The sequence below is a fragment of the Nocardia sp. NPDC052316 genome, assembly GCF_044547795.1.
Taxonomy (GTDB): domain Bacteria; phylum Actinomycetota; class Actinomycetes; order Mycobacteriales; family Mycobacteriaceae; genus Nocardia.
This window is the reverse complement of sequence record NZ_JBIUBB010000004.1, coordinates 932,105-958,853: the sequence shown is the minus strand read 5'-3', so window position 1 is coordinate 958,853 and position 26,749 is coordinate 932,105. Positions and strand designations below refer to the sequence as shown.

Below are 26,749 nucleotides of genomic sequence, written 5' to 3'. Positions count from 1 at the left end.
CCCGGCCGGACTCCCGACTCCGGCTGAACTCCCGACTCCGACCGAACTCCCGACTCCGGCCAGGCCGACTCCGGCTGGGCAACCGATTCCAGCCGGGCTGCCGCCGCAGGCTGGACTCCCGGCTCAGACTGGACTCCTGAATCCGGCCGGACTGCCGGTTCCGGCCGGGCCGATTCCGGCTGGGCTACCGATTCCGGCCAGGCTGCCGCCGCAGGCTGGACTCGCGACTCAGACTGGACCGCAGAAGCCGGCGGACCCGCTGACTCCGACTGAACTCTCGGCTCCGGCTGGACCACCGACTCGGGCTGGACCGCCTGCTCCGGGCGTACTACCGGTGCGGGCAATGCCGAATCATGCCCGCACACTTCACAGAAGCGCCCACCGCTGGGTGCCCCACAGGACGGGCACAGCGCCACCGGCTCCGCTCCGGCAGGCGCGACCGCCCCCATCGGCGCGCCACACACATCGCAGTAGTCCGTCGCGACCGACGGGTGACCGTCGGGACAGCTGGCAACCACTACCCCTCCTTCCGTACCCTGGCCGTCTTCGTCGAGCGCGCGTCCAGTGCCATCTCGTCGGCGGCCTCGACGCTGGCCCGCAATCGCACGGTCCCGCTGCGCTCGTCGACCTCGACTACGCCGCGCAGCAGCTTCGCCGTGCTCTCGTTGCCCGACTCCGCCGCGAGTTCGACCGCGCGCCGCAGTTTGGCCGTGGCGGTATCGGCGTCGCCGCTCTTGCGCGCGGCCAGGCCCTCCTGCACTGCCTGCGCCAGCTCGGCCTGACCGGTGTAATGCGCTACCCGCCTGCTGATTCGGGTCGACAACTCGGTGTCGGTGGTCCACACCGCCTTCACCAGACCCTGCCCGAGCACCTCGTCGCCGCTGACCACACTGACCCGGGCGGCGAGTTTCTCCCGGCCCGGCGCGGCGGGCTCCACCTCGACCTGCACGTGGTAGTCGCGGTCTTCCGCGCCCCACGCGCCGAGCGGGTACTCCCCCACCTGCGCGGCGGTGTCCACCCGGCGCGCGGTGAGATCCTGGATGGTCGGCGCGACCTGCTTGACGAATCGCACCTTGGCACCCGCCGGGGTCCAGATCCGCAGCGTCAGTTCCGGAATCGCCTTGGCCATCGAGCCCTGCATCATCGCGGCGAAGTCCGCGGCGAGCTCGGCCGGGTCGGCGACGATGTCGACGGTGCCGTGCAGCGCGGTGGCGATGGCGCGCAATTCGTCTACCCGCCAGTCGGTTCCGACGCCGCGGCAGTCGCAGGTGAACACGCCTTCGGACTGCTTGATCTCGGCGGCGAGCGCCGCGGGTTCCTCGTGTTCGTTCTTGCCGTCGGTGAGCAGGATGGCGTGCACCATGGCGCCGGGATGCTTCTTGGCCAGCTGCCTGGTCAGGCCGAGCCAGGTGCCCATCGCGGTGCCGCCGTTGGGTTTGAGCTTGTCCAGCGCGCGCCGCGCGGCCGCCCTGGAGTCCCGATTCGCGGGCGTGGACGGCGCGTCGGTGGGGTAGATCAGCCGCGCCATCGCGGTGCCCTCGACGATCGCGAACCTGGTGCCGTCGGCCATCACGTCGAGCGCGGCCAGGGCGGCCTGGCGGGCACCGGGGAACTTGCGGCCGGTGGCCATCGAGCCGGAGCAGTCGAGGATGAGGACTTCCAGCCGTTCCTGCGGCGCGGCGGCCACCACCAGCTCGGCCGCGGTCTCCACGGTCACCACGGCGTCGACCGTGCCGACACCGTCGGCCAGATACTCGTTCTGATCGACGGCTACCGAAATGCCATTGCCTGCAACGGAACTCACTGTACTTCTCCTGGCTTCACGGACCATGGAACGGGGACGATCGCGACGGTGATGTTGTCGCTGCCGCCGCAGCGCAGCGCGAACTCGACCAGTTCGCGCGCGGCGACGGCCGGTGTGGTCGCGGTGGCCACCTCCGCCAGCGCGGTCGCGTCGGAGAGGTAGTTCCAGAGGCCGTCGCTGCACAGCAGCAGCACACCCGGTCCGGTGGTGCGCAAGGTCTGGATGCAGTTGTCGGCCCAGGGTTTCGGCGGGCTGTCCGCGCCGAGCCAGCGGATCAGGGTGTGCGCCCTCGGATCGTTCATCGCCGCGCGCTCGTCCAGCGCGCCCGCGTCGACCAGGGCCTGGGCCCACGAGTCGTCCACGGTCAACCGCTGCGACTGCGGATTGTCCGGGCCGTCGGGCGCGTCGGCGTGCAGCCAATAGGCCCTGCTGTCACCGACATTGGCGACGGTGATCTCGGTGCCCGCGGCGTCGGTGCGCACCACGGCCGACACATAGGTGCACGACGGCGCGTGCCCGGCGGTCACCGCGATATCGCGCACCGCCTGGGCTGCCGCCGCGAGACCAGCCATCGCCGCGTCGGACGCGGACAGACCGTCCAGCAGCGCGGTGCGACCGGCGTCGACACCTGCCCTGGCCGCCGCGCCCGAGGCCACCTGCGGATCCTCGGAGGTCGACACCCCGTCGGCGACCGCGATGACCACCGCGTTCGGCACGCCGTCGGTACCGTTCAGGACGGCGGCGGCGACGGCATCCTCGTTGCGCGCGTGGGCGATGCCGCGATCGGTGACCACCGCGACGGCGCCGAGGTCCGCGTCGAATCGGTCCGGCATCCTGCGCAATTGGCCGCAGCCCGCGCAGTAGCCGTCGGCGTCGTAAGCCACACCGTCGCATCCGTCGCACGCGGTCGGCGCAGCGGGCTCGTGGTTGGGCAGCGCGACCCGTTTGCCGCCCAGCTCGTGTCCGCAGTTCTCGCAGAAGCGATCCTGCGGCTGCACCTCGGCGGCGCACCCTGGACATCGCACCCCCACGTCGGCGCTCACAGCCTGGTCCTCGGCCGCACGGTGTTCGCCTGCTCTACCAACGCGAATCGCTCCCACATGTCGTCGGTTTCCCGGGCCAAGTCCCGATAGCAACGCTCCAATCCGGTGCGCACGCCGTCTTGATCCAGCTCCGCGCCGAGCAACGGATCGGGTCGGTCCGGCACCCGGCCGGCCCGCAGCCAGTCCAGTGCGGCGGTCAGCACCCGCAAACGCACCTGCGCCGCACGGCGTTTGGAGTCCAGCCGCAGCCTGGATACCCGATCGCCCGCGTCGCGCAGGATCGGCTCGGTCAGCTCGGCGGCGGACCGTCCGTTCAGGATCGTCTGCACCGCAGCGATTCTCGCCTCGGTGAACAGCGCCGAGCCCGCGTCGACCTGATCGAGCACGGTGACCGCGCCGTCGCGATCATCGGCGGCCGTGCGCAGCCTGGCCAGACCGAACACCGCGCTGAGATAGGTGCGATCGGTGCGCCACACGGTCTCGTAATAGCGCGCCGCCCTACGCTTTTCCTGTGCGGCGTCGAAGCCGTTCGCGTCGGGGGCCTGCTGACCGGACAGCTCGGCGACCGCCGCCAACGCCAGCTTCGGCGCGGCTTCACCGGGTAGCGCCGCGTACACCGCGTCGAACTCGGCCGTCGCCGCCGCGAAATCACCGTCCAGCAACCGGCTTTCGCCGCGATACCAGGCGAGTCGCCAGTCCCCCGGTAGCGTTGCGGCCACCTCAGTCAGCCGCCGGTCGGCCTCGGCGATGTCACCCACCTCCAGCGCGGCCCGGATGAGCCGCAACGGAATCTCCGTCGACGCGGTCTTGCCGGTCACGACCGAGCGCAGCCCGGCCTCGAACGCGTGCTCCAGCTCCACCGGGGTGGTGCCGGTCGTGGTGGCGAGCAGCGCGGCCGCGCTGTCGGTCGGGTCTACCAGCGGAACAGGAAGCGCGGCAACAATATTCGCCGCATCGAACGCGCCGTCGACACCGAACACGCCACGCGGCGGCCCGAAGTAGGTCGACATACCGGGACGCGGCACCCCGTCGTCGATGGACAGGACCTCGCGCAGCACCCCGGTCAGCTGATCGGTCATCTCCTCCATCGAGGCGAACCGCGCGTCGGGGTCGTCGTCGGTGGCGCGCAGCAGGAATCGGTGCAGCGAATCGTAGGTCGCCAGCAGCGGTTCGGTGTCCGGGCCGGGGAGCGCGCCGAAATGCCCGCCCCGCTGCGGCACATTCACCAGCAGCACGGCCAGCGTGCGCCCGACCGTGTAGACCTCGGTGGCGATGGTCGGCCCGGTCTCGGCGATCTCGGGCGCCTGGTAGCCGATCGTGCCGTAGATGGGGCTGTCCTGATCGTCCATGGCGATCACGGCGCCGAGATCGATGAGCTTGAGCTGCTCGTCGGTCTGCATCACGTTGTCCGGCTTGAAATCACAGTAGGCGAGGCCGAGCGAGTGCAGGTAGCCGAGCGCGGGCAGCATCTCCAGCACGTAGGCGATCGCCTGGGCCGGCGGCAGGAAGCCACCGGCGGTGTCGCGATGGCGGCGCAGGATCTGCTTGAGCGAGGTGCCGCCGACGTACTCCATCACGATGTAGCCGACCGGTACCCCGTCCGACCCGGCGTGCTCGACGAAGTTGTGGATCTTGACGATGCTGGGATGCTCCACCTCGGCGAGGAAGCGTTTCTCCGCCATCGCGGCCAGCAACGCATCCGTGTCGCCCGCGTTGAGCAGGCCCTTCAGCACCACCCATCGGTCGCTGACGTTACGGTCGATCGCCAGGTAGATCCAGCCGAGCCCGCCGTGCGCCAGGCATCCAGCGACCTCGTACTGCCCGGCGACCAGATCACCCTTGACGAGCTTGGGGTCGAAGGAGAATCGGGTGCCGCAATTGGCGCAGAATCCGGCCGTGCGGCCGGGTTTCCCGTCGCGCCCCCGGCCGACCGGCTTCTCGCATTTACCGCAGAACCGCTTGTTCTCCGGCACCTTCGGGTCGGCCATGATCGCGGTGGTCGGGTCGATGCGCGGCACGCGGGGCACCTCGACCATGCCCGCGCCGAGCCGTCCGCGGCGACTCGACCGCGACGACGAGCGGCCGGTGCGCACCGAGCGCGAACTGCTCCGAGTGCTTCGGCTGCTACCGGACACCGCCTCGACCGTCGCGGGCGCGGTGCCGCACACCTCGCAGTAACCGTCGATAACCGTTCCGCCGCAACCCGGTTCGGTGCAACTCCGGTGCGCCGCGGCCGCCGTCGTCACCTCGGCAGGCGACGGTGCCGCCTCGGCGGTGCTCGCCGCCGCGGACGCGGGTGCCGCCTCGACCGTGGTCGCCTCCGCCGGAGCCGTCCCGCATACTTCGCAGTAACCGTCGACAATCGTTCCGCCACAACCCGGTTCGGTACACCGCCGGTCTTTCGCGGCCGCCGTCGTCAGCTCCGCCGCCGACGATTCGGACCGCACCGTCGTCGCCTCCGCCGGGGCGGTCCCGCACACGGCGCAGTAGCCGTCCTCGATCGTGCCCGAACAGCCGGGCTCCGTGCAGGTACTCACGTTCCCCTCCCCGATTTCTCCGCGATGAGTTGCTGATAGTCGGCGACGGCGCGGGTGACCGCCGCCAGGTCGCACGGCGTGCGGGCGAGCAGTCCGGCCGCGATCTGCTGGGAGGCGAGCAGATCGTGGTCCTCGCCGACGCCGAGGCGGGCCGCCTTGGCCTGGTAGGCGGCCAGCCTGCCGCGCAGCTCGCCGCGCCGGTCCAGCAGACCCTTGGCCAGGTTCTCCGCGGTGGTGGCGCTCTCGCTCGCGCTATCGATGCGCAGATTGAGCGCCAGAAGGGCGGCCGCCGCGCCGGTCTGGGCCGCGAGGGCATCCAGCTGCGCGCGCAGCAAGCCGACATTGTCGGCGGGCACCGGCAGCGGACCCGACACGATGGTGCGCTCGACCTTCGCCTTCGCCGCCGCGGCCCGCTCGCACGTGGCCTGCAAAGCGTCCAGCTTCGTGCGCGCGGCAGCGATCGCGCCGGGCCAGTTCGCGACCATGGCACCGAGTTCGGCGAGCACGGCCGCCTCCCGGCGCACGGCCGCGGAGAGCTCGGCGACGCGGGCGTCGATCTCGGCGGTGGTCAGGGCGAGCGGGTCGGTGGCCGAGCGGCTCAGCAGATCGGCGATGCCGTCGGCGATCGCGCGCAGTTCCGGCGTCACCGGCCCCGCCTTGTCCAGGCTGTGCTGTAGCGGCGCGAGGCCCGACATGACGCGGGTGTTCACCTTGTCCACCGCGTCGAGGAACTCGGCGATCGCCGGGAAGGTCGCCCGCATGCGTTCGAGGGTATCGGCGAGGCCGACGAACAACACGTGTTCGCTCGGACCGGTCAGTGAGCGTTCGGCCAGCGGGATCGGCGTGCGCGACACCTCATAGGGGCGTCCGTGCAGCAGCTCGGTGAGCTCCGCGCGTTGTCCGTCGTCCAGCTTGGCGCGGGTGCCACGCACCGCACGGGCCGAGTCCAGGATGGCGCGCATCCGGCCGAAGTCCTCCCACATCAGCGCGAGCGCGTCGCGGACCGGCAGCCAGCGCGCCTCGGTGACGCCGGACGGCGGATAGCGCCGCACCAGGGTGAGTCCCGGATGCTTGTCGAGCTCCAGCAGGGTGGCCACGATAGCGTCGACTTCGGTGGCGCGCCGGGCCAATTCACGATCTATCTCGGACACGGTGAGCAGCGGCATGACGGTCCGGCTCATCCCACATACCGTGGCTCGGGCGGCTCCTGGGCCTGGCCCAGGGCACCGAGGCGCGCCGCGGAGATCCGCTGCCACGTGCCGTCGGTCCGCATCCGGTCGAGCACGCCGTTGACGAAGCGGACCAGTTCGTCGCCGCCCTTGGGCACGCCGACGGCGTAGGCGCCGCTGCCGATCGGCGTGCCGACCACCTCGAGGTTGCGGTCCTGGGCGACCAGCCCGAACAGGATCGGGTCGTCGCCGCTGATCGCGTCCACCTGGCCCTGTTGCAGGGCGACGAGGCAGTCGGTCCAGTTGGTCACGCCGATCACGGTCGGCCGCGTCGCCAACCGGAACAGTGGAGCGGGGGCGGTGGTGCCGCGGGCCACGCAGACGCGCTTGCCGCCGAGGTCGTCACCGGAGCTTATGCCGGAGTCCCGCGGTGCCAGGATGCGTTGCGCCGCACGGTAATAGACGGCCGAGAAGTCGACCTCCTTGCGCCGCTCACAGGTCGCCGAGAAGGTACGCACGATCATGTCGACCTGTTTGTCCCGCAGCGCGGGGATGCGTTCGGCCGCCGTCACCGAGCGCAGTTCGATCTTGGTCGGATCGCCGAACAGCGCGCGGGCGATCTCGCGCGCGATGTCGATGTCGAAGCCCTCCAGTTCGCCGGTGCCCGGATTACGGAAGCCGAACAGGTAGGTGTTCTGGTCGACGCCGACCCGCAGCCGCTGGTTCGCCACGATCTCCGCCATCGCCGAACCAGCGGGCATCGCACCGGGTCTCGGCAGCGGGCCGGGCCGCAGGGTCGCCTCGGTGTCGCAGCCGCCGTCGCCCTCGGCCTGCGGCGGGGCGGTGATCTCCGCGGCGCCCGCGGGCAAGGGATCCACCGCGTCGAGCGTGCTCGGTGCGGGCAGCTCGCCCGATCCGCAGCCCGTCATCAGCACGCTCGCCCCGGCCAGCAGCGCGGCGAGCACCAACCGTGTTCTCACAGGAACTCCTTCAGCCGCGGCCACACGCCGGCCACCACGGCGGCCGCGGCCAGCACCAGCAGCGCGAGTGTGCCGAGCGGACTGAGCAGCAGCGCGGTGCCCGCGGTCCGCAGCCCGTCACGCAGGTCGCGGCGGGCCTGCGTCAGGTTGTCGTTGAGTGAGCGGTCCAGCGCGGCGAACTGGGTGGCCGACGAGGCGGGGCCGGTGCCGATCGCCTGCTCGAGCGCCGCCGGGTAGTTCGCCGCCTGGTACGCGGCGACCTGCGCACGGTGCCCGGCGGTCCATTTGGTGAGCTCCTGCGCCGCAACGGAGTCCGCGCCGACGACCGCGCCGATCCGATCGCGCAACTCGGCGGCGTACCTGTTGTAGCTCTCTTCGTTCGCCGCGATGTCGCCGCGGGTGATCAATTGCAGCGTCTCCTCGGTGCGCGCCTGCTGGGCCGAGATGCGCGCCTTCGCCAGCGATTCGAAGCGGTCCTGCGCGCCGGTCTCCATCGCGTTGGACGCCACGCCCGTCGCGGCGATCATCCACAGCAGCGCCAGCGCCGCCGCGCCCGCCGCGGCCAGCACGCCGAGGTTGGCGACCCGGTTGGTGCGCTGCAACAGGATCCACGACCCCGCCGCGCAGCTGAGCAGCACCAGCGCGATCAGCACGATGCTCACCCACGGCCACGCGGCGATGGCCCGCTGGTCCTCGTGCACCGCGGCGAACCGGCTGGCGGTGAGCCGTTCGGCGTTGGGTAGCAGCGACTTCTGCATCACCTCCGACGCCGCGCGCAGATAGGACGAGCCCACCGGGAAGCCTTGCCGGTTGTTCGCCCGCGCCGTCTCGACCAGGCCGGTGTAGGCGGGCAGGTCGGCGGCGATGCGGGCCACGATCTGCCTGGTCTCCTCGTCGGAGACGCCTGCGGTGGCCTCCGACAGCGCGGCGGCGGCATCGGCCAGCGACTGCTGATACTGCTTGCGCAGCGCGGGTCCCTCGACGCCGGGGGCCAGGAAGGCGGTGGCCGCCGAGGCGTCGGCGGCCGACAGCGCCACGTAGAGCCGCTGGGCGGCGAACGCGAGCGGCTCGGTGCGTTCGAGCGCGATGTCGCGGCGCTCGCTCTTGCCGCTCAGCTGGCTGGCGGACGCGAAACCGGCGAGCAGGCACAGCACAACGGAGACGACGACAACAACCGCGACCACCCCCGGCGTCGTTCCGGCGAAGCGTCGCAACCACAGGGTCCCGTTGCGGATGCGAGGTCCCACACCGTCCTCCTTACATCTCCCCGGCCGGTGTATCCGATCGCGATAGTACGGGAGCAGGATTGGGTGTGCCGACCGATTGCCCGGGTAGTGGACAATCGGGGTTTCAGAAGCGGGCGCGAACCGCCTTGGGCGCGGTGCTGATTCGGGCGGCCACCAGGGCCGCTGCGCACAGACCGGTGATGGTGAGCCAGCCGAGATGAGCGGGCAGCCGGAAGTCCGCTGCCGAGGTGAGCGCGCCGGGATGGCTGGCGATCAGCGAACCGATCACGGCGACGCCGAGCGACTGCCCGATCTGGCGTGAGGTGCTGGCCATGCTGGCCGCGACACCGACCTGCGCGGGCGGCAGACCCGCCACCGCGGTCGCCGTGATGGGCGTGTAGATCAGGCCGATGCCCGCGCCGAACATCGCGTAACCGATGAGCAGCAACAGGTTTGCGCTGCCGTCGAAGGTCAGCGTCAGTACCGCCGCGGCGGCGGTCGCCACCACCGCGCCCGTGCTCAGCGCGCTGCGGGCGCCCCGGCTCGCCACGATCCGGCCGGACATCGGCCCGAAGACGAACATGGCGGCCGCCATCGGCACCAGGGCCAGCCCGGCCACCAGTGGCGAGTCGTGCCGAATCTCCTGGAGATAGAACGTATTCAAGAAGAGGAAGCCACCCATCGCGGCGAAGGCGAGGATCGCGATCACGAACGCGCCGGTGAACGGGATCGAACGGAACACCCGCAGATCGATCAGCGGGTGCGGATGACGCGGCGCGTACCGCAGCAGCGCGGCGAGGCACACCGCCGAGCCCGCGAAGCTGCCCAGCGTCACCGGCGCGAGCCAACCGCGGTGTGGCCCTTCGATAATCGCGAAGACCAGCAGCCCGAGCACGCCGATCACCAGCAGCTGCCCGATCGGATCGAGCGCGCGCGGCCGCTCCGACTTCGACTGCGGGACCACCAGGAAGGTCAGCGCCAGCGCCGTCGCCGCGATCGGCACGTTGATCCAGAACACCGCCTCCCAGCCGATCGTCTCCACCAGCAAGCCGCCGATCACCGGGCCTGCCGCCATGCCGATCCCGATCGATCCGCTCCAGATCCCGATCGCCCTGACCCGCTGCCCCGGTTCGGTGAACACGGCCGAAATGATCGCCATCGCTACCGGAGTCAGCATCGACCCGCCGACCGCCTGCAGCACCCGGAACGCGACGAGCCAGCCCATCGAGGGGGCGAGGCTGCATGCCAGCGAACCCATAGCGAATATCGCGAGGCCGAGTTGGAAGATCGTCCTCCTGCCGATCCGGTCGGCCAGCGAGCCGGACAGCGTCAGCAAGCAGGCCATGGTCAACGTGTAGGCGGCGACCACCCACTGCGCACCCGCCAGCGAACCGTCCAGCCCGCGACCGATCGCGGGTAGCGCGACATTGACCGCGGTGGTGTCCACATTCGCCATCACGACGGCGGTGCAGCAGACGGCCAATACCGTGGCCTGGCGGATCGTCTTCGGGACACTCGGCGCAACGGGAGCGCTGATCGACATGCCAGCATACTTGCAGCATCCAGCGCGTCCGCCGCACCCAACACACCGTGCGACTTCGGTCGTTCCACTTGGAACTCTGCGCGAACGGGCTAGGCCCCGAGTCGAAGTCCGGCCCGGGCACTGTGCCGAGCGCCTAGCGGACGCCGACCGGGACGGGTGCGCGGGCCGGTGGACCGCCGTGCAGCCGGAACTCCTGCGGCGGACACCCTTTCCAGCGCCGGAACGCGCGGATGAACGACGCGGCCTCCGCGTAACCGAGGCGGGCGGCGACCTGCTCGGTGGTCAGATCGGTGTGCCCGAGCAGTTGCTCCGACAGCAACTGCCTGACCTCGTCGAGCAAGGCGCGGAACGAGGTCTGCTCCTCGTTGAGCCGCCGCGACAAGGTGCGCGGGCTCATGAACAATTCGTTGGCGACCGCGATCTGATCGGGAATATCGCCGGGGTTGCGAACCAGCAGCTCGCGCACGGTGCCCGCGACACCGGTGCGCAGGCAATGGCGATCCAGCAGGTCACGGCAGAATTGCGCGCAGATGTTGCGCGCCCGCTCGTCGGTGGCCGGTACGGCCTGGTCGAGGGCGCGCCCGTCGAATGACATCGCATTCGTTTCCGCGCCGAAAATGGGGGCCACGGCGAAGATCTCGCGATACCTGCTGTTGTCCGTCGGCGCGCGGTGCCGGAATTCGACTCGGATCGGCGCAATTTCGGTGCCGCTTGCGACGCTGCCGATTGTCTTGACACCGGCCAGGATTCGCTCGGCCAGAAAAACCCGCACGGCCGGTGTGGTTTCGGAATCGTCGAATCGCAGGCGGAGCGAGCCGGCCGTTTCCTCGATGGTGAGCCTGCCGGACACCGAGGTCCGGTCGAGGTAGCGGGCCGCGACGTCGACGGCGTCGCGCAACGTCCGGCCGCTGAGCAGTGCCAGCCCCCACGGGCTGTACGGCGGAATGTCGGCCCGGCCACCGGCTTCGGCGCCGAGTCCCGGTTCGGCGCCGCAGCGGGCCAGCAGCGCACGCACCGCGAGCAGTTCCTGCTGCGCTGTGCACTCGGTATCGGCGGGCGAGAGCCGCGCGCCGGACAGCCAGTCCGCACCGGACATTCCGCGTTCCTCGGCGAGCCCGATCAGCACCCGAACACCGTCGATGCTGCGGCGAAAATCCCGGTCGAACATGTACTCGCATTCCTCATCGAATTCGCCATACCCCGACGACTCGGCGAAATCTATCAATGCCGAGCCGCTCGGATGGGCAAAACGACAAACTGATCGAGGTACGCGAGACCTCCGATGTCCCATGGGAACACCACGCCACTTCCGCTGCACCGAGCAGGCTTTGGTGGACCGGTGCCGCGCTGAACCGCGATGGCGCCGGTGTGCGGGTCGATCAGGCGTCGGCGAGTTCGCGGACTGCGGCAGCGAGCGGTTTCCACGCGTGTTCGGGTAGATCATGTCCGACTCGCGGAAGTAGGAGCAGTCGAGAGCCGGGAATCCGGGACGCGATGGCACGAGCGGCATTGGTTTTGATCAGCGGATCGTCTTCTCCGTGCACGACCAGGGTCGGCCGAGCGATCTCGGTGATCGCCGGGCCGCTCCATTGGGCCCCGATCTGCCGGCTCTGCGCCTCCTGGTCGTGAATTCCACTGTCCGGGTTGTCTTTTAATCGTGCGCGCACGGTCCCCTCATCGAACTCGTGGCGGGGCGAGGCGAGTAGTTTCGCGACCACAACACCCGCCTCCACGGCGCCCGCTGGGGTATCCGGAAACTTGACCCGGGCGAATTTCGCGAGCGTGCCCAGCCGGATGTAGCGGAGCGTGCGCAGTCCGGTGACGTCCCCCGGGACAGCAGCGACCGATGCGAGGGTGCGAACGCGGGTGGGGTGTCGGAGGGCGACCCGCTGGGCGACCGCCCCGCCCAGCGAGACGCCGAGCAGATGCGCCGAGCTCCAGCCCAATTCGTCGAGCACCGCGGCGGCATCGTCTGCCATTTGCTCAGCGGTGTAGGCGGCACCCCGCCGGGCCAGCAGCGCGGTGATCGGGTTGCGCACCGCCGTCGGTGGCAGATGGGTCGATTCACCGCCGTCGCGCTGGTCGTATCGCGCTACGGCGAAACCGAATTCGGCCAACTGCGCACAGAACCCGTCTGGAACCCAGTGCCGGTTTGCGCCGAGCCCGGTGGCGATGAGCAGTGGGTCTCCACCCGCGTGCGGCGCGAACTGATCGAACGCGAGACGTACCGCTCCGTTGTGCGCCCATCGTCGCGGGCCTGCCCCGTCGCACAGCCGCGACGACCTCACCGCCGCCGCGATCGAACTGGCCGGCCAGGGTGGCTTGGCCGCTGTCTCCACCCGCCGGATCGCCCAGCAACTCGGGGTGAGCCAGTCGGCGCTGTACCGCTACGTGTCGGGTCGCGACGAGGTACTCGACCTCATGGTCGATTTCGCTGCCGGACAGATCGACCTGGACGTAGCGCCGAGTGGCGCGATGATCGACGACCTCGTCGCCTTGGCGGTCCGCGCCAAGACCGTCCACGTCAGCTATCCCTGGCTACTCGACATCCCCGTCGAGCCGCTGCGGGTCGGACCACACGGGATCGCCTACCTCGAGTACGCGCTGCGGGCCATGGCGGACCTCGACATGCCAGGACCGGTGAAATTGCAGGCAATCGCGGTGCTGAACGCGCTCGTCCAACAGTTCGCGCGCGCCGAGGTCGGTGACAGGACCGCAGATCGGTCGCGTCGCATCGCCCAGGCGGCTTATCTGCACAAGATGGCCGAGCAAGGCGACCACCAGTTTCTCGCCGCGGCGCTGGCGACATCGGACCGGGACGCGGATCCACCGGGCGACATGTTCGAACTCGTCTTACGCCGAGTCCTCGAGGGTTTGTTGAGGCCGGACTGACGCTCGCACCGGGCGGCCCGTACGTCTGCCGTCACGACTGCTCGTAGCCGATACCGAGCCTCGACGACTTACGCAGGGCGCGAATGACTCCGGAAACGGCGAATCCCGAGGCGAGAGCGATCAGTGGCGTGCCGACTCGGCTCCAACGGTTGCCGATCCGGCGGTAGCAGGCCGTGCCGTTGCGGATCTCGATGTAGCCCATGGGGCGTACGTCTACACCTCCGCCTTCGACTCCGTCGCTGGATCCGGTGCGACCGAATCCGAAGCGTGCGCGCGCGACGGGGATGACGGTAATGCCCTCGGCAGTGACGGGTTCACCGAAGACGGTATCCGCGCGGGCCTGTTCACCGAGACAGCCCGTCCCCTGCTGTCGCAGTCCCGCGGAGATCGCTGCGTCCATCCTGTCGATCGCGCTGAACGAGGGGTCACCCTCCTGTGTTGCCGCCATTGCCGTGGACCCTCCCTAGCCGTTGCCGCTTCCATCGAAGAGTAACCGGCGGCCTGGTCTGAGCCGCGAAAATGCCGCGGTAGTCGTTCGATCTTCTTGCGACGCTGTCGATTCGAACCGGCAGTGGATGTTCAGACCGTCCGGATGGCCGGTGCGCGTAGGAGCGCGACGCTCACCGCGAGCAGCCAGAGGATGGTCAGGCCGCCCGTGGTCGCCGTGGTGCCCCAGCCGTTGGCCGCGTAGAAATCGGCGGGGTTGTTCCCGAAGTACATCGAGGGCACGAAGGCCAGGTGGATCGCGGCCAAGCCGAAGGCCGACCGCACCGTCCAACGTGGCAGCAGCGCGGTGCCCGCGATGGCGGCGCCGAAGGCGATCAGGAACAAGGCGATCAGCAGCTTCGACAGGGAACCGTAGAGCAGGTAGGTGCCGGTGACGGCGATGGTCGGATCGATGGGGTCGGGTGCGGCGATGGCGGCGCCGACTTCGAGGCAGGTGGAGATCGAGGTGACCGTGAGCCACACGAGACCGGCGACCGCGCTGAGCGAGCCGAGCCAGGCGTAGGCCGGGCCGTGCGCCTTCAGCAGGTGCGGGAGACCGACCATGAACACGACGAGCAGGACGTTGCCGACGAGTCCGAACATGCTGCGGGTGAAGATGTTCCAGTCCGGTGGCGGGCCGCCGTAGACGAAGTAGAGCGGCAGTTCGACCAGCGTCAGGAGCGTGGCGATCAGGCCCGCCGTGCCGGTGGTGCGCTGGATAACGGTGCTGTTCATGGCGATCACTTCCCTCATTAGTATATCTCTTATACTATAAGGCGCATGCTAATGTTTCCGCCGTTCGAGCACAAGCACTGAGGAGGCGAAACACACCATGGTCGACGACACCCCGCCGGACGAGTTGGTCCGCCTCTGGCGACTGCCCACCGGGCCGAGACTCGGCAGGCCGGCCGGGCTCGATGTCGACCGGGTGGTGCGCACCGCGGTGGAGCTGGCGGACCGGGACGGGTTGCCGGGGGCGACGCTGCCGAAAATCGCCGAGCGGCTCGGCGTCACACCGATGTCGCTCTATCGGCATATCGGGTCGAAGGAGGAGCTGTTCGTCCTGATGGCCGACGCCGCGACCGGCTCTCCCCCGGATCTTTCTGCGCCGCAGGATGATTGGCGGACCGCCTTGCGCGAGTGGGCCGTTGCCCTGTGGTCGGTGCACCGGCGGCGCCCCTGGCTCACCCAGCTGCCGATTTCGGGACCGCCCAGCGGGCCGGGTGCCATCGGCTGGATGGATGCGGGCCTACGCGCGCTGCGGCCCACCGGGCTGGACGCCGGGGCGAAGGTCGGGGTGGTGATGGTGGTCAGCGGATACGTGCGGCAGGCCGATCTGCTGGCGCAGCAGCTCGAACAAGGCAGGCGCACAACCGGTCTCGACGAAGCGCAGACCAACCGCCACTACGCTCGGTACATGGCCCGGCTGGTCGATCCGGAACGCTACCCGGACGCGGCCGAGCTCTTCGGCTCCGGACTGTTCGAATCGGCGCCGCCACCCTCGACACCCGACCCGAGCCGGGATGATTTCGAGTTCGGGCTCGAAGTGGTGCTGGACGGTGTGGCCGCGACGGTCGCCCGTGCCGCGGCGGGCGCGTAAACAACGTTTTCCCCGTGGCCGACTGGCTGCCGATATCGGCGGTTCAGGAGTCTCGCACCACGATGCCCAAGTGCCGGGCGAAGGCGGGGGCCAGCTCCATCAACTGGCCGTTGTCGATGATTGCGCCGCGGAGAGCGTCGAGACCGTCGGTGATGTCGAGCGCGCGGGCGCCGCGCAGGTCGACCTTGGTCAGCTTGGCGCGATTCACGACGAGGCTTTCCAGTGTGGAGCCGGGGAACGTGACGTTGGTGAGCTCCGCGTCACCGAAATCGCAGTCACGCAGCACACATTCGACGAACGACACGTCGCGCAATTTCGCGCTCCGGAAATTGACCGAGTCGAATTTGCAGCCCTCGAAACGCACTCGGCGCAGGCTCGAACCCGCCAGATCGACGCCGGACATGGCGCCGGCGAGCACCTCACCGTCCAGCCAGCCGGTATCGGCCAGCTCCGTACCCACCCAGCGCACGTTGCGCAACCACACATCGGCGAACCTGGTGTGCCGCATGCTGCCCCGGGTGAACGCCACCGACGTGAAAGCCGACTCACCGAAGCGGGCGTTCTGGACTTCGACATCATCGAACTCGCCGCCGTCCAGATGCACGCAGTCGTAGTCCCCTTCCGGCTCGAGGTCGCCCTCCCACGCCGCGAGGTGACGCGCGTAGGGCAGGTCTTCGAGCTCGTGCGGCATGTGGGTTCCTCCGGTGCTGGTTCGGGGTGAGACGAAGGTCGAGTATTCCGTCCGGCACCGACAGGTTTCGCCCACGGTCGGCTGCGCACACGGCGCGATGATCGCGGGGTGCTGACCGAGACCGGTCCCGCGGTAGGCCGCCGCCTCGACCACCTTCGGGGCAAACGATGATGCCCATCCACATTGCCCGCCAGGCTCGATGGGGCGAGTATCCGACGACGCGTTCAGCCGCGACCACCGCGCCGACGTCCTCGTGCTCGACACCGCACTGCGTATTGCTCGGGCTGGGCAGCGCGGCGACCCGAACGGCCAGCATCGACCAGGGCCGTGGCACCGTGGGACGCGGCCGCCGACCGGAGGCCGCCACCATCACACGCTCGGTCACCGGCACAACCGCGATACGGCGCTCAGCGCACCGGCCACCGGCCACCGGGCGCCCGGTGGCCGTGACATGCTGGGCTGCATGCACATCGACGGATCTGTTGCTCCCGGGTATGCGGCGGTTCGGGACGCGTTCGCGGCGAACTTCGCTGATGGGGGCGGGATCGGCGCGGCTGTGTGCGTGTATCGGCACGGAGAACCGGTGGTGGACCTGTGGGGTGGGGTGGCCGATCCCGAGAGCGGCAGGCCATGGGAGCGCGACACGCTGCAACTGGTCTACTCGGCGACCAAAGGGGTGGTGGCGGCCGCGGCCCATCTGCTGGTGCAGCGCGGTCAGCTCGACCTGGACGCACCGGTGGCCCGGTATTGGCCAGAGTTCGGGGCGGTGGGCAAGGGTGAGATTCCAGTGCGCTGGTTGCTGACGCATCAGGCGGGTCTCGCCGCGATCGACAAGCCGGTGCCGCTCGCCGACGCGCTGGCGTGGACGCCGATGGTGGACGCGCTAGCCGCGCAAGCGCCGAATTGGGTGCCGGGCACCGACCACGGCTACCACGGCCGTACCTTCGGCTGGCTCGTCGGCGAGGTGATCCGCCGGATCACCGGGCGCACCGTCGGGCAGTTCCTCGCCGAGGACATCGCGGGACCCTTCGATATCGATTTCTTCATCGGATTGCCTGCTGCCGAACAACATCGGGTCAGCCGGTTGGTGTTCGCGCCGAAACCGGACCTCACGGCGTTGCCGGACGACCTCGTGCCGGAGCGGTTCCGGTCCATGGTCGCGGCGCTGCGCGACCCGGAATCGCTGGCGAACCGGGCCTTTCAGATCACCGACCCGCCCGACATCGACTTCAACTCCCCCGCTGTGCAGGCCGCGGAAATTCCCGCGAGCAACGGCATCGGCACCGCGCGCGGGCTGGCTCGGCTGTACGCCACGCTGGTCGGCGAGGTCGGCGGCCGGCGCCTGCTGACGGCGCAAACCCTCGATTCCGCCACCCGCGAGCAAACCAGCGGCATCGATCGGGTACTCATGCTGCCGGACCGCTACGCCAGCGGATTCATGCTTCCGATCGCCGACCTCACCCTGGGCGGACCGAACTCGTTCGGCCACCCCGGCCGCGGCGGCTCCCTCGGCTACGCCGACCCAGAACGCACCCTTTCCTTCGCCTACGTCACCAACCACATCGTCGAAGGCGCCCTCGACCCGCGCGCCCACAACCTGGTCGAAGCCCTCGAAACCACCCTGGCCCGTTGAGGGGGTGCTAGCGCAGGGTGCGAATCCAGCGGCGGGTGTCGGCGGGGTCGATGACGTCGTCGAGTTCGAGGACGGTGGCGGCGGTCAGTGCTTTGCCGTTGGCGTAGGCGAGGTCGACCAGGTTGTCGAAGGCTTCCTGGCGTTTGATCGGGTCTTCGATGGCGGCGAGTTCTTTGGCGAAGCCGAGGCGGACGGCGCCTTCCAGGCCCATGCCGCCGATTTCACCGGTGGGCCAGGCGACTACGAAGCGGGGGGCGCGGAAGGAGCCCGCGGCCATGGCTTGGGCGCCGAGGCCGTAGCCCTTGCGCAGGATGACGGTGCCCCACGGGACCGACAGCGCCGCCGCGTCGATGAACAGGCGGCTGAATTTGGTGACGGTGGCGTCTTTCTCGGCTTCCGGGCCGACCATGAAACCCGGTGTGTCGCAGAGGGAGACGATCGGGAGGCCGTTGGCGTCGCACAGGCGCAGGAAGCTGCTGAGTTTGTCGGCGGCGGGGGCGTCGATGGCACCGCCGAGGTGGTGGCAGTTGTTGGCGATCAAGCCGTAGGGGCGGCCCTCGACGCGGATCAGGGCGGTGATGATGCCGACGGCCCAGTCGCGGCGCAGTTCGAGGATGGAGTCGAGGTCGGCGATGGCTTCGATGGCCGCGCGGATGTCGAAGGCGTGTAATCGGTTCTCCGGGACCACGTGGCGAGGCAGGCGCGGGTCCGGAGCGACCCAATCATCGACCGGCCCTTGGAAATACGTGAGGTACTGCTTGGCGATGCGCACGGCTTCGGTTTCATCGGCGGCGACGATGTGCACGACCCCGTTGCGGCGCTGGACCTCGATCGGGCCGATGTCCTCCGGCGCGTAGACGCCCAGGCCGCCGCCTTCGATCATGGCCGGCCCGCCCATGCCGATGTTCGCGTCGGGGGTGGCGATCACCACGTCACACATGCCGAGCAGTGCGGCGTTGCCCGCGAAGCAGCGGCCGGACACGATGCCGACCAACGGGACCCGGCCGGACAGGGCGCCCATGGCACGGAAGGTGGTGACGTCGAGGCCCGAGATGCCGCCGTAGTCGGTGTCGCCGGGGCGGCCGCCACCGCCTTCGGTGTAGAAGACCACCGGAAGGTGTTGCGCGCGAGCCAGTTCGAGCATGCGGTCGGTCTTGGTGTGGTTGCGCATGCCCTGGGTGCCCGCCAGCACGGTGTAGTCGTAGGACATGACGACCACCCGGGTGCGGTCGGCACCGTACCGGTCGGCGTTGATGGTCGCGACGCCACCGATCAGGCCGTCGGCGGGGGTGTTCGCGATCAGGTCTTCCTGGCTGCGGCGCAGGCGTTGCGCGGCGACCGCCAGCGCGCCGTACTCGACGAAGCTGCCCTCGTCGACCAGGTCGGTGATGTTCTCGCGAGCGGTTCGTCTGCCGAGCCGGTGGCGTTTGGCGACCGCGTCGGGGCGGGACTCGTCGAGGGTGCCGCGGTGCCGCTCGCGCACCTCGGCCAGGTCCGGGCGAATCGTGTCGAGGTCGACCGCGGCGATATCGGCGACGGTCCCGTCGTGGTCGGCCTCGGTCCAGACCAGCAGGGGCGCATGCGGATCCACCGTCGTACCCGGTGCGGCGACGTGCCGTCGGACGCGCAGCGGTTGTTCGGCGCGCAGCACGTGCTGCATCTTCATGGCTTCCAGCACGGCGATCTCGGCGCCGGCCGCGACGACGGTGCCGGGCTCGACCAAGCTGACAACGGTGCCGCCCATGGGTGAGCGCAATGCCTGTTCGTCGTCTTGCAGGACAACAGAGTCCGCGACGACCGGGGCGACGCCCGGCTCGATATGTACCGCAGGCGCGTAATCGCCTGCCCTAGCGGAGAGTTCGTTCAAAATATCTTCGAACCACGCCGTGGACACGGTGGCTCCGGCGCAGAGCTCGTCCAACGCCGCTCGTAGCAGCGCGACGTTCGTATCGACCCCGACGACGACGGTTTCGGCCAACGCGTCCGAGCAGCGGCGCAGTGCGGCAGAGTACGACGGACCGCGCGCGATCACCTTCGCCAGCAACGAATCGAACTGCGCCCCTTGCCGCATACCGGGGTAGGCGGCAGTGTCGACTCGAACACCTACCCCGGTAGGCGGGGCGAACTGTGTCACGGTGCCGGTGCTCGGCAGCACATCGCCACCCGCGGTGAGGATTTCGGCATTCACCCGCGCTTGCACGGCGTAGCCACGCGGACCGTCGACGGGCACCGCGAGATCATCCAGACTGCACCCCTGCGCCAGATCCAGCTGCCACGCCACGAGGTCCACACCCAGCACCTCCTCGGTGACCGTGTGCTCCACTTGCAGTCGCGGATTCACCTCGAGGAACCACGCATCGTCACCACGCACCAGGAACTCGACGGTGATCACCCCGCGGCACCCCACCGACTCGGCCAACCGCACCGCATCGCCGTGCAGCCGCTCCCGCAGCGCCCCAGCAAGGTTCGGCGCGGGCGCCACCTCGATCAACTTCTGCTGCCGCCGCTGCACACTGCAATCCCGATCCCCGACGGCCACCGCCCGCACGCCGTCGGCCACCACCTGCACCTCGACATGCCGCGCATCGGCCACCAACGCTTCCCCGTACACCGCGTCGTCCCCGAATCCCGCCAACGCCTCTGCCCGGCACCGCTCATACACCTCCCCCAGCACTTCCGGATCCCGCACCACCCGCATGCCGCGCCCACCACCGCCCGCGGCCGCCTTCACCATCACCCCGTCCGGATGCGCGGCCAGCAACTCCGCGATCTCCGCCATCCCCACTCCCGCCGAGGTCGCCGCCAACACCCGCACCCCGACCCGCGCCGCCGCCTCCCGTGCCGCAACCTTGTCGCCGAACGTCCGCAACACCTCTGGTCCCGGCCCCACGAAAACCAGCCCGGCCGCTGCACAAGCAGCCGCCAACTCCGCACTCTCACTGAGAAACCCGTACCCCGGATGCACCAACGCCCCGGCACCACCCGCCTGAACGGCCGCCACCACAGCCGCTACATCCAGATACGCCCCCGCACCCTCCCCCGGCAGCCACACCACCTCATCCGCCAACCGCACGGCCAGCGCATCCCGCTCCGCAGCGGTACCCACCGCCACGGTCGCATACCCCCGCTCCCGAGCGGCCCGCACAACCCGAACCGCCACCTCCCCCCGATTAACCACCACCACGCGCATCCCGACAGTCTCCCCCAGCCCACCGCGGGACCGAGCGGGACATGCCCGAGGTGCAACCTCAGTCCTGACCCGCTCGGCGGCGCGTGTATCTCCGGAACGATGAAGTGACCGACGACAGCTGACTTGTCGGTCGGCGAGCGGTCCTATCGACTACGGCTGAACCGGCCGGACTTCGCTTGCCTTGCGGTACTTTCCGTGTCGGCCTTCGCCGATCAGCCAGGTCACCGGCATTCCCGGCGTGACGCGTTGGTCGTCGCCCTGGTACTGCCAGCGCGAGAACCAGACGTCGTCACCGGAGCGGCTGGCGATCAGGCCGTCGTAGCTGTGCGGCAGCCACCATCGGACCACGCCGTCGAGGCTCGGATCGGGCTCCTTCGCCTCCTTGACCTGCCCGTACGGCACCGAGCCACCCGGCCCCTGCCACCCGTCGCCGGTGGGCAGCAGCGGCTGATCCCCCACCGCACCGTCTGCGGGCCAGATCTTCCCGCTGCGGGCCAAGACATCGTCGTGGATGCGCTGCGCGAGTTCACATGCCACACCGCCGGGGGTCGACTCGCTCGGGGTACAGCCGACCAGCACGTTCAACGCTGGGATGGCGAACTCGATCCACCACCCCGGCGTGGAAGGTTGCCGGCGAAGGTGCTCGGGGACCGTTTCATCGATGTGCACCTCGAAGCCGAGAGCCGCCTCGACGTCAGCCGCCAGCAGGTCGGCCCCGAGCCGCGCAGTTTCCTGATCCATATGGCTATCCTCCCGAATAGGGGACGGTGCAACGGTTGATGGGGGTCACGTACAGGTATTTTCCGGCAGCGTGCGAAGCGATCACCTGGATTTCGTCTCCGGACTCGTACACGTAGCGTCCGCCTTGGTACCGGGGGATCGTGAAGTGCAGGTTGTCGTCCTTATGGATCGTCTCGGTCCGCAGCGGCGTGCCGTTGATCAGTATCTGGTAGTCGTATCGGCCTGGTACGTGGGCGATGTCGTTGATGAACATGGCCCATGCGATGTTGCCGATGTAATCGGTTCCGGCCGGCCTGGTGTCCACTTCGACCCTGCCCCAGTTCGTCGTGACTCGGTAGTTGGTGCACGGCTGGTAGTCCGCCTGCGCAGCGCCGGCACCCTGGACACTCGCGACCGTCAGGATCATCGAAACCACGGCAAAGAGCAGTGTGCGAACGAATCCGGGCCTCGACGCGCCCGACCGGATCACGTCACCACCGCGGTCGGTCGGAAAAGCTGCTGTCGCATACGCCTTTTCGCGATGGTGAGCGTGGTCTTCGCCGAATCCGGTGGAGCGGCCGAGACGGCTCCCCCGGTCGGCCGGAACAGCCGTGTGCAAAAGGTTCATGACTTGTACCCCCTGTGTTCTGAGCTGTGAACAGCTACAGCGCAGCTCCGGACACTCCCCGGTCCGAAACTTGTTTTGTCACAGGGTTTGACGGCCGACGCGGCGGATCGGTTCCCCGATTTCGGAAGATTTTTCCGGCCGGCGAGCCGTCACTTCGATACTCAGTGCAGGAACACGTTTATCGCACGCTCGACGGCCTGAATGGCACCTAGCGGCGGCGCACACAACGACATCGGAGACGCGTTGGCGCCGGATCCGTCGACCAGCGCGGGCCGCTAGCGCATCACACGTGCGTTCAGGCGGTGCGGGTGGCTTCCAGGGGGCGTTCCTCGGACGCGTCCCCGGCGGAGCTCGCGGCGCGGGTGAAGGTGAGGACTCCGTCCTCGATCGGGCCCTTGCGGAGCATTTTGCGGTCGCGGAAGTAGTTGTTGATGACCTGCCAGGGGCCGCGGACACCTTGGCGCGGCATGACGGCGTCACCGCGCTGGATGTAGCCGGAGGTCAGGGCACCGCCCATGACCGAGTCGGTCGAGCGGTCGCCTTCTTCGGCGACCGCGACCATGCGCGTGTAGCCGTGCATCTTCATGTGGTTGAGGACGCGGCAGAAGTATTCGGCGGCGAGGTCGGCCTTCAGCGTCCAGGACGCGTTGGTGTAGCCGAGGACCATGAGCGCGTTGGGCACGCCGTCGAGCAGGGCGCCCTTGTAGACGACGCGGTCGCGGGTGACGACGGGTTCGCCGTCGACCTCGAGGGTGGTGCCGCCGAGCATCTGCACGCGCAGGCCGGTCGCGCTGATCACGATGTCGGCGGGCAGTTCCTCGCCGGAGGCGAGCCGGATGCCGGTCTCGGTGAAGGTCTCGATGCGGTCGGTGACGATGGACGCCTTACCGCTGCGCAGCACCTTGAACAGGTCACCGCTGGGCACGACGCACAGCCGCTGGTCCCACGGGTTGTAGGACGGCGTGAAGTGCCGCATGTCGATGTTCGGACCGAGTTGCAGCCGCACCGCGGCCAGCAGCAGCTTGCGGGATGCGGCGGGGTTGGTCCTGGACAGCTGAAAACTGGCGCGCTGCAACGCGATATTGCGCGCCCGGCCCGCCCGGTAGGCGATCTTGGCGGGCACCTTGGCCAGCTTCATGCCGACGGCGACGGGGTCGTCGGCGGGCAGCGCGGTGATGTAGGTCGGTGACCGCTGCAGCATGGTGACGTGCGCGGCGTCGCCGCTCATCGCGGGGACGAGGGTGATCGCGGTGGCGCCGCTGCCGATGACGACGACGCGCTTGCCGCGGTAGTCGAGATCCTCGGGCCAGTGCTGCGGGTGCACGATCTGCCCGCCGAAGTCCGCCTCGCCGGGGAATTCGGGCCGGTAACCGTTGTCGTAGTCGTAGTAGCCGGTGCAACCGACCAGGAAGTTGCTGGTGAAGGTCTCGACCTCGCCGGTCTGCTCGTCGAGCGCCTCGACCGTCCAGATACCGGCCGCGCTGGACCAGCGGGCGGTGGTCACCTTCCGCCCGAAGTGGATGTGCTCTTTGACGCCGTATTCGACGGCGGTGTCCTCGACGTACTGGCGGATGTGCGGCCCGTCGGCGAGCACCTTGGTGCCGATCCACGGACGGAAGCCGTAGCCGAAGGTGAACATGTCCGAGTCGGAACGGATGCCCGGGTACCGGAACAGGTCCCAGGTGCCGCCGATGGCGGTGCGGCGCTCCAGGATGGCGTAGCTGCGTCCGGTCTGCTCACGGGTGAGGTGGCAGGCCATGCCGATGCCGGAGAGGCCCGCGCCGATGATCAGTACGTCGACATGCCGCGTCATTGAGGATCTCGTTTCGTCTGGTCACGCCTCGATCACCTTCGATCGAGAGCTCATCGTCGAGGTTACGTGTTATTTGAGGTTACGTCTAGTAGCGATTGCTGGAAACACGCTGACCCCGGGCGGCCCAATTAAAACCGGGATGGTTTCAACCGGTGACTCCGACCCGCCGCGCGCACAGCATGGATAACTGCGGCGCGCTCAGTGGCGGTCCGCGTCCCTGTCCCCTACCCGAGGTGTCGCGTGTCATCAATTGTCTTGGAGCCGACACCGATTCGGGTTCGGTCGGCGGCTCGATGGCGGCCACGCAAGACCTGGCTGCGGGTCGTCAGCCCGCTGGTCCTCGTGGTCGCGTGGCAGGTTGCCAGCGCCACCGGTGTGCTGCCGGAGCGGTTGCTCGCCTCGCCGGTCACCATCGCGGCGACTACCTGGGAACTGCTGCGGGACGGGACGTTGCCGGAGGCGATCACGGTATCGCTCGGCCGCGCGGCGACCGGGTTCGTGATCGGCGCCGTGCTGGGGATCGGCCTGGCCGTGCTGGCCGGCCTGAGCACGGTCGGCGAGTACGTGGTCGATCCGCCGATGCAGATGCTGCGCACGGTGCCGTTCTACGGCCTGATCCCGTTGCTGATCCTGTGGTTCGGCATCGGTGAACTGCCGAAGGTGGTGCTCGTCGCGTTCGGCGCGGCGATTCCGTTGTACCTCAACACCTTCGCCGGTATCCGCGGGGTGGACGGCAAACTGGCCGAGCTCGCCGAGGTACAGCAACTCGGCAGGCTCGCGCTGCTCGGGCACATCGTGCTGCCGGGCGCGCTACCGCAGACGCTCGTCGGGTTGCGCCAGTCGCTGGGTATCGCGTGGCTGGCACTGATCGTCGCCGAACAGGTCAATGCCGATGCGGGACTCGGCTTCCTGATCAACGACGCCCGCGAATTCCTGCGCACCGACGTCATCGTGGTCGGCCTGCTGGTGTACTGCGTGCTCGGTCTGCTGACCGACGCGTTCGTCCGACTGATCGAGCGGAAGGCGCTGGCATGGCGACGCGGGTTCTTGGGGCAGTGATCGCCGCCGAGCCGGTGGTATCGGATCCTCCGGTGGCCAGGGTGCGCGGGCTCGTGCGCGAATTCGACGGCCGCCGCGTGCTCGACAGCCTCGATCTCGACATCGCCCCAGGCGAATTCGTCGCTCTGCTCGGTCGCAGCGGCTCGGGAAAGTCCACGCTGCTGCGCGCACTGGCCGGTCTCGATCGAGGCGTTCGCGGCGAGCTGACCACGCACGGCACCATCGCCGTCGCCTTCCAGGAACCGCGACTGGTGCCGTGGAAACGGGTGCTGGCCAACGTGTTTCTCGGTTTACGACACCCCGACCCCAAGGCCGCGGCCCGCGCCGCACTGGCTGAGGTCGGCCTGGCCGAGCGCGCCAATGCCTGGCCGCTGACCCTGTCCGGCGGCGAGGCGCAACGCGCCAGCCTGGCCCGCGCCCTGGTCCGCGAGCCGGACCTGCTGCTGCTCGACGAGCCCTTCAGCGCCCTCGACGCGCTGACCCGGATCACCATCCACCGCCTGGTCATCGACCTGTGGCAGCGCCGCCGCCCCGGCGTCCTGCTGGTCACCCACGACGTGGACGAGGCGCTGCGCCTGGCCGACCGGGTGCTGGTGCTCGGCGACGGGCGCATCGCCCATGAGTCGCGCATCGACCTGCCGCGGCCGCGCCGCAGCGACCATCCGCTCCTGCTCTCCCTGCGCGAAACCCTGCTCGCCGAACTCGGCGTGGCACCGGAAGGAACCGAATGAAAGCCAGAAGGCTGCTGCTCGCAACGACTCTCGCACTGGTCGTCACGGTCGGCACGGCCTGCGGGTCCGACAAGTCCGACGACGCGGCCCTGCGCCCGGACGGTTCGGTCGACCTGTCCCAGGTGACGGTGCGGGCGGGCGATCAGAAGGGCACGGGGTTGCAGGCCTTGCTCACCGCGGCAGGCGAGTTGGACCAGACGCCCTACAAGATCACCTGGTCGCAGTACCAGGCGGGCCCGCCGATGCTGGAGGCGATCAACTCCGGCGCGGTCGATATCGGCGGCGTCGGCAATGCCCCGCCGATCTTCGCCGCGGCGGCCACATCGGCGATCAAGATCGTCAGCGCCTACCAGGCGGGCAAGGACGGTCAGGGCATCGTGGTGCCCAAGGATTCGCCACTGCGCAGTCCAGAAGAATTGCGCGGCAAGAAGATTGCAGTCACCAAGGGCAGCTCGGCGCATGCCCACCTGCTCGCGGTGCTGAGCAAGGCGGGCATCAAGTGGGACCAGATCGAGCCGCAGTATCTACAGCCGCCGGACGCGCTGGCCGCGTTGACCACCGGACGGGTGGACGCGTGGGCCATCTGGGATCCGTACACCGCCCAGGCCGAGCAGCAGGCCAATGCGCGAATCCTGGTGAGCGGCAACGGTTACGTGACCGGCGACGCCTTCTACGTCGCCGGTGACAAAGCACTGGGCAGCAAGGCGACCGCCGCCGCGCTGCGCGACCTGCTCGCCCGCATCGCGCGAGCGCACGCCTGGGTCAACACGCACCCCGAGCAGTGGGCGAAGACCTACGCCGAACTCACCGGCCTGCCCTACGACATCGTGCTCACCGTCGTGAAACGTGGCCCGTACCACGACCATCCGCTCGACGCCGCCGCCATCGCCGCCGAGCAAGGCGTCGCCGACGCGTTCGCCGACGCCGGGCTGATCCCGCGCAAGGTGAACATCGCCGACTACACCGACACCCGCTTCAACGACCTGTTCCCCGCTTCCTGAGGA

Annotated in this window: 22 protein-coding genes; 6 read left to right on the top strand and 16 right to left on the bottom strand. The window is 69.2% G+C overall.

All coding sequences use genetic code 11. The annotated features are described in order from the left end of the window. Nucleotides 1-517 precede the first annotated feature (517 nt). The 9 genes from ACIHA7_RS22780 to ACIHA7_RS22740 all read right to left on the bottom strand — a co-directional run bounded on the left by ACIHA7_RS22780 (nucleotide 518) and on the right by ACIHA7_RS22740 (nucleotide 12,590). Complete coding sequence (locus ACIHA7_RS22780) at nucleotides 518-1,804, bottom strand: VWA domain-containing protein (RefSeq protein ID WP_397292926.1); 1,287 nt, start codon at nucleotides 1,802-1,804, stop codon at nucleotides 518-520. Continuing rightward, nucleotides 1,801-2,847, bottom strand: a complete 1,047-nt coding sequence (locus ACIHA7_RS22775) for a phosphatase (RefSeq protein WP_397292925.1) — start codon at nucleotides 2,845-2,847, stop codon at nucleotides 1,801-1,803. Before ACIHA7_RS22775 ends, ACIHA7_RS22780 begins: the two co-directional genes overlap by 4 nt. Beyond that, on the bottom strand, nucleotides 2,844-5,384 hold the full coding sequence (locus tag ACIHA7_RS22770) for a tetratricopeptide repeat protein (protein ID WP_397292924.1): 2,541 nt from the start codon (nucleotides 5,382-5,384) through the stop codon (nucleotides 2,844-2,846). Before ACIHA7_RS22770 ends, ACIHA7_RS22775 begins: the two co-directional genes overlap by 4 nt. Further along, the gene (locus tag ACIHA7_RS22765; RefSeq protein ID WP_397292923.1) at nucleotides 5,381-6,565 is read right to left on the bottom strand and encodes a hypothetical protein; all 1,185 of its coding nucleotides are present in this window, start codon (nucleotides 6,563-6,565) and stop codon (nucleotides 5,381-5,383) included. The genes ACIHA7_RS22770 and ACIHA7_RS22765 overlap by 4 nt, the downstream gene beginning before the upstream one ends. Then, nucleotides 6,562-7,533: a glutamate ABC transporter substrate-binding protein gene (locus ACIHA7_RS22760; protein WP_397292922.1), complete on the bottom strand. Its 972-nt coding sequence runs from the start codon at nucleotides 7,531-7,533 to the stop codon at nucleotides 6,562-6,564. The genes ACIHA7_RS22765 and ACIHA7_RS22760 overlap by 4 nt, the downstream gene beginning before the upstream one ends. Further along, nucleotides 7,530-8,780, bottom strand: a complete 1,251-nt coding sequence (locus tag ACIHA7_RS22755; RefSeq protein WP_397292921.1) for a hypothetical protein — start codon at nucleotides 8,778-8,780, stop codon at nucleotides 7,530-7,532. The genes ACIHA7_RS22760 and ACIHA7_RS22755 overlap by 4 nt, the downstream gene beginning before the upstream one ends. A 103-nt stretch (nucleotides 8,781-8,883) precedes the next feature. After that, a complete protein-coding gene (locus ACIHA7_RS22750; RefSeq protein ID WP_397292920.1) occupies nucleotides 8,884-10,302 on the bottom strand; it encodes an MFS transporter in 1,419 nt (472 codons plus the stop codon). A gap of 133 nt (nucleotides 10,303-10,435) precedes the next feature. After that, nucleotides 10,436-11,470 carry an AraC family transcriptional regulator gene (locus ACIHA7_RS22745; RefSeq protein ID WP_397292919.1) on the bottom strand — a complete coding sequence of 345 codons (1,035 nt, stop codon included), beginning with the start codon at nucleotides 11,468-11,470 and terminating at the stop codon, nucleotides 10,436-10,438. A gap of 211 nt (nucleotides 11,471-11,681) precedes the next feature. After that, nucleotides 11,682-12,590, bottom strand: a complete 909-nt coding sequence (locus tag ACIHA7_RS22740) for an alpha/beta fold hydrolase (RefSeq protein ID WP_397292918.1) — start codon at nucleotides 12,588-12,590, stop codon at nucleotides 11,682-11,684. Between ACIHA7_RS22740 and ACIHA7_RS22735 the strand changes: the two genes are divergently transcribed. After that, nucleotides 12,538-13,194 (top strand): TetR/AcrR family transcriptional regulator, encoded by a 657-nt coding sequence (locus ACIHA7_RS22735; RefSeq protein WP_397292917.1) that lies wholly within the window; start codon nucleotides 12,538-12,540, stop codon nucleotides 13,192-13,194. The genes ACIHA7_RS22740 and ACIHA7_RS22735 overlap by 53 nt on opposite strands. 31 nt (nucleotides 13,195-13,225) lie before the next feature. On the opposite strand, the gene ACIHA7_RS22730 is transcribed toward ACIHA7_RS22735, so the two are convergent. Together ACIHA7_RS22730 and ACIHA7_RS22725 are read right to left on the bottom strand one after the other, a co-directional pair. Continuing rightward, nucleotides 13,226-13,642: a GerW family sporulation protein gene (locus ACIHA7_RS22730; RefSeq protein WP_397292916.1), complete on the bottom strand. Its 417-nt coding sequence runs from the start codon at nucleotides 13,640-13,642 to the stop codon at nucleotides 13,226-13,228. A 131-nt stretch (nucleotides 13,643-13,773) separates the two neighbouring features. Continuing rightward, nucleotides 13,774-14,415 carry a hypothetical protein gene (locus tag ACIHA7_RS22725; protein WP_397292915.1) on the bottom strand — a complete coding sequence of 214 codons (642 nt, stop codon included), beginning with the start codon at nucleotides 14,413-14,415 and terminating at the stop codon, nucleotides 13,774-13,776. Nucleotides 14,416-14,512: 97 nt separating this feature from the next. On the opposite strand from ACIHA7_RS22725, the gene ACIHA7_RS22720 reads away from it, so the two are divergent. Beyond that, complete coding sequence (locus ACIHA7_RS22720) at nucleotides 14,513-15,280, top strand: TetR/AcrR family transcriptional regulator (RefSeq protein ID WP_397292914.1); 768 nt, start codon at nucleotides 14,513-14,515, stop codon at nucleotides 15,278-15,280. Nucleotides 15,281-15,323: 43 nt separating this feature from the next. Here the strand turns inward: ACIHA7_RS22720 and ACIHA7_RS22715 are convergent, their stop codons facing one another. Then, nucleotides 15,324-15,971, bottom strand: coding sequence for a pentapeptide repeat-containing protein (locus tag ACIHA7_RS22715; RefSeq protein ID WP_397292913.1), 648 nt, complete (start codon nucleotides 15,969-15,971; stop codon nucleotides 15,324-15,326). 199 nt (nucleotides 15,972-16,170) lie between these two features. Between ACIHA7_RS22715 and ACIHA7_RS22710 the strand changes: the two genes are divergently transcribed. After that, nucleotides 16,171-17,604, top strand: a complete 1,434-nt coding sequence (locus tag ACIHA7_RS22710; protein WP_397292912.1) for a serine hydrolase domain-containing protein — start codon at nucleotides 16,171-16,173, stop codon at nucleotides 17,602-17,604. Between the two features lie 7 nt (nucleotides 17,605-17,611). Here the strand turns inward: ACIHA7_RS22710 and ACIHA7_RS22705 are convergent, their stop codons facing one another. The 4 genes from ACIHA7_RS22705 to ACIHA7_RS22690 form a co-directional block, all read right to left on the bottom strand. Beyond that, complete coding sequence (locus ACIHA7_RS22705) at nucleotides 17,612-20,794, bottom strand: carboxyl transferase domain-containing protein (RefSeq protein WP_397292911.1); 3,183 nt, start codon at nucleotides 20,792-20,794, stop codon at nucleotides 17,612-17,614. A 150-nt stretch (nucleotides 20,795-20,944) separates the two neighbouring features. Then, on the bottom strand, nucleotides 20,945-21,535 hold the full coding sequence (locus ACIHA7_RS22700; RefSeq protein ID WP_397292910.1) for a hypothetical protein: 591 nt from the start codon (nucleotides 21,533-21,535) through the stop codon (nucleotides 20,945-20,947). A gap of 4 nt (nucleotides 21,536-21,539) precedes the next feature. Further along, entirely contained in the window at nucleotides 21,540-22,142 is a 603-nt protein-coding gene (locus ACIHA7_RS22695; protein WP_397292909.1) for a hypothetical protein, read from the bottom strand. A 295-nt stretch (nucleotides 22,143-22,437) separates the two neighbouring features. After that, on the bottom strand, nucleotides 22,438-23,955 hold the full coding sequence (locus ACIHA7_RS22690) for a flavin-containing monooxygenase (RefSeq protein ID WP_397292908.1): 1,518 nt from the start codon (nucleotides 23,953-23,955) through the stop codon (nucleotides 22,438-22,440). Nucleotides 23,956-24,195: 240 nt separating this feature from the next. On the opposite strand from ACIHA7_RS22690, the gene ACIHA7_RS22685 reads away from it, so the two are divergent. From ACIHA7_RS22685 to ACIHA7_RS22675, 3 genes are read left to right on the top strand one after another with little or no spacing between them, the layout of a single operon-like run. Next, nucleotides 24,196-25,014 carry an ABC transporter permease gene (locus ACIHA7_RS22685; protein WP_397292907.1) on the top strand — a complete coding sequence of 273 codons (819 nt, stop codon included), beginning with the start codon at nucleotides 24,196-24,198 and terminating at the stop codon, nucleotides 25,012-25,014. Then, nucleotides 24,987-25,745: an ABC transporter ATP-binding protein gene (locus tag ACIHA7_RS22680; RefSeq protein WP_397292906.1), complete on the top strand. Its 759-nt coding sequence runs from the start codon at nucleotides 24,987-24,989 to the stop codon at nucleotides 25,743-25,745. The genes ACIHA7_RS22685 and ACIHA7_RS22680 overlap by 28 nt, the downstream gene beginning before the upstream one ends. Continuing rightward, nucleotides 25,742-26,746 (top strand): ABC transporter substrate-binding protein, encoded by a 1,005-nt coding sequence (locus ACIHA7_RS22675; protein ID WP_397292905.1) that lies wholly within the window; start codon nucleotides 25,742-25,744, stop codon nucleotides 26,744-26,746. Before ACIHA7_RS22680 ends, ACIHA7_RS22675 begins: the two co-directional genes overlap by 4 nt. Nucleotides 26,747-26,749 lie beyond the last annotated feature (3 nt).

Coding starts and splice junctions, on each gene's coding strand:
- ACIHA7_RS22765 (WP_397292923.1), bottom strand. CDS start 6,565: ATGAGCCGGACCGTCATGCCGCTGCTCACCGTGTCCGAGATAGATCGT.
- ACIHA7_RS22750 (WP_397292920.1), bottom strand. CDS start 10,302: ATGTCGATCAGCGCTCCCGTTGCGCCGAGTGTCCCGAAGACGATCCGC.
- ACIHA7_RS22745 (WP_397292919.1), bottom strand. CDS start 11,470: ATGTTCGACCGGGATTTTCGCCGCAGCATCGACGGTGTTCGGGTGCTG.
- ACIHA7_RS22730 (WP_397292916.1), bottom strand. CDS start 13,642: ATGGCGGCAACACAGGAGGGTGACCCCTCGTTCAGCGCGATCGACAGG.
- ACIHA7_RS22725 (WP_397292915.1), bottom strand. CDS start 14,415: ATGAACAGCACCGTTATCCAGCGCACCACCGGCACGGCGGGCCTGATC.
- ACIHA7_RS22720 (WP_397292914.1), top strand. CDS start 14,513: ATGGTCGACGACACCCCGCCGGACGAGTTGGTCCGCCTCTGGCGACTG.
- ACIHA7_RS22715 (WP_397292913.1), bottom strand. CDS start 15,971: ATGCCGCACGAGCTCGAAGACCTGCCCTACGCGCGTCACCTCGCGGCG.
- ACIHA7_RS22710 (WP_397292912.1), top strand. CDS start 16,171: ATGGGGCGAGTATCCGACGACGCGTTCAGCCGCGACCACCGCGCCGAC.
- ACIHA7_RS22705 (WP_397292911.1), bottom strand. CDS start 20,794: ATGCGCGTGGTGGTGGTTAATCGGGGGGAGGTGGCGGTTCGGGTTGTG.
- ACIHA7_RS22700 (WP_397292910.1), bottom strand. CDS start 21,535: ATGGATCAGGAAACTGCGCGGCTCGGGGCCGACCTGCTGGCGGCTGAC.
- ACIHA7_RS22695 (WP_397292909.1), bottom strand. CDS start 22,142: ATGAACCTTTTGCACACGGCTGTTCCGGCCGACCGGGGGAGCCGTCTC.
- ACIHA7_RS22690 (WP_397292908.1), bottom strand. CDS start 23,955: ATGACGCGGCATGTCGACGTACTGATCATCGGCGCGGGCCTCTCCGGC.
- ACIHA7_RS22680 (WP_397292906.1), top strand. CDS start 24,987: ATGGCGACGCGGGTTCTTGGGGCAGTGATCGCCGCCGAGCCGGTGGTA.
- ACIHA7_RS22675 (WP_397292905.1), top strand. CDS start 25,742: ATGAAAGCCAGAAGGCTGCTGCTCGCAACGACTCTCGCACTGGTCGTC.